This is a genomic window from Streptococcus infantis, from assembly GCF_047460825.1.
Classification (GTDB): Bacteria; Bacillota; Bacilli; order Lactobacillales; family Streptococcaceae; genus Streptococcus; species Streptococcus infantis_V.
On record NZ_JASHFO010000058.1, the window covers coordinates 1 to 2,165 of the forward strand.

2 protein-coding genes are annotated in these 2,165 nt (G+C 45.0%); one reads left to right on the forward strand and one right to left on the reverse strand.

What is annotated here, in order from left to right:
* On the forward strand, positions 1-410 hold a 410-nt coding region (locus tag QM911_RS09760), incomplete at its 5' end, for a transposase (RefSeq protein ID WP_414313871.1).
* Between the two features lie 118 nt (positions 411-528).
* Here the strand turns inward: QM911_RS09760 and QM911_RS09765 are convergent.
* Positions 529-2,165 (reverse strand): LPXTG cell wall anchor domain-containing protein (locus tag QM911_RS09765; protein WP_414313872.1); only part of this gene is annotated, 1,637 nt, incomplete at its 5' end.

Below are 2,165 nucleotides of genomic sequence, written 5' to 3' on the forward strand. Positions count from 1 at the left end.
GTTTTTATCGCCCTACTTTTCGCATGCACTTAACAAATAAGGAGATTCTAGACAAGCTTTTGAGCTATTCAGAAGACTTGAGACACCACTATAATCTCTATCAGCTCTTGCTTTTTCACTTTCAGAATCAAGAGCCCGAGAAATTTTTCGGACTCATTGAGGACAATCTAAAGCAGGTTCATCCTCTTTTTCAGACTGTCTTTAAGACATTTCTCAAGGACAAGGAGAAAATCGTCAACGCCCTCCAGTTACCCTATTCCAACGCCAAATTGGAAGCGACTAATAATCTCATTAAACTCATCAAGCGTAATGCCTCTGGTTTTAAGAACTTTGACAACTTTAAGAAACGAATTTTCATCGCTCTGAATATAAAAATGAAGAGGACATCAATTGTCCTCTCCAGATGTTAGCTTTTATTCAACCCACTACAGTTGACAATGAGCCTATAAAAACGGAGAGGACAACGATCGTCCTCTCCAGATGTTAGCTTTTCTTCACCCCACTACAGTTGACAAAGAGGAAGATATCTTAGATTTCATCTTCATTCTTATCTTTACGACGTTTTGCAAACAAACCTAAACCTGTAATAGCTGCCAAAGCGCCTAGAAGTACAGATGAATTAGAATTTTCTGAAACAGTATTTGGTAATTGTTTTCTTGAATAACCTGCTGATTCTACCGTTGCAGAAGCTAATGTGCTTGCTGAAGCCGATGTTGATTCAGAAGCTGATGTGCTTGCTGATGCTGATGTGCTTGCTGAAGCTGATCTTGATTCAGAAGCTGATGTGCTTGCTGATGCTGATGTGCTTGCTGATGCTGACGTGCTTGGTGAAGCTGATCTTGATTCAGAAGCTGATGTGCTTGCTGATGCTGATGTGCTTGCTGATGCTGACGTGCTTGGTGAAGCTGATCTTGATTCAGAAGCTGATGTGCTTACTGAAGCTGATGTGCTTGCTGATGCTGACGTGCTTGCTGAAGCTGATCTTGATTCAGAAGCTGATGTGCTTACTGAAGCTGATGTGCTTGCTGATGCTGACGTGCTTGGTGAAGCTGATCTTGATTCAGAAGCTGATGTGCTTACTGAAGCTGATGTGCTTGCTGATGCTGACGTGCTTGCTGATGCTGACGTGCTTGCTGATGCTGACGTGCTTGCTGAAGCTGATGTGCTTGCTGATGCTGACGTGCTTGCTGATGCTGACGTGCTTGGTGAAGCTGATCTTGATTCAGAAGCTGATGTGCTTACGCTTGTTGAAGCTGACGTGCTTGCTGATGTGCTTGCACTTGTTGAAGCTGATGTGCTTGCTGAAGCTGATGTGCTTGCTGAAGCTGATGTGCTTGCTGATGTACTTGCACTTGTTGAAGCTGATGTGCTAGCTGACGTGCTTGCACTTGTTGAAGCTGACGTACTTGCTGATGTGCTTGCACTTGTTGAAGCTGACGTACTTGCGCTTGTTGAAGCTGATGTGCTTGCTGACGTACTTGCACTTGTTGAAGCTGACGTACTTGCTGATGTGCTTGCACTTGTTGAAGCTGACGTACTTGCGCTTGTTGAAGCTGATGTGCTTGCTGACGTGCTTGCACTTGTTGAAGCTGACGTACTTGCACTTGTTGAAGCTGATGTGCTTGCACTTGTTGAAGCTGATGTGCTTGCGCTTGTTGAAGCTGACGTACTTGCACTTGTTGAAGCTGATGTGCTTGCTGACGTACTTGCACTTGTTGAAGCTGATGTGCTAGCTGACGTGCTTGCACTTGTTGAAGCTGACGTACTTGCTGACGTACTTGCACTTGTTGAAGCTGATGTGCTAGCTGACGTGCTTGCACTTGTTGAAGCTGACGTACTTGCTGATGTGCTTGCACTTGTTGAAGCTGACGTACTTGCGCTTGTTGAAGCTGATGTGCTTGCTGATGTACTTGCACTTGTTGAAGCTGATGTGCTTGCGCTTGTTGAAGCTGATGTGCTTGCTGATGTGCTTGCGCTTGTTGAAGCTGATGTGCTTGCTGAAGCTGATGTGCTTGTTGAAGCTGACGTACTTGCTGATGTGCTTGCACTTGTTGAAGCTGACGTACTTGCTGATGTGCTTGCACTTGTTGAAGCTGACGTACTTGCGCTTGTTGAAGCTGATGTGCTTGCTGATGTACTTGCACTTGTTGAAGCTGATGTGCTTG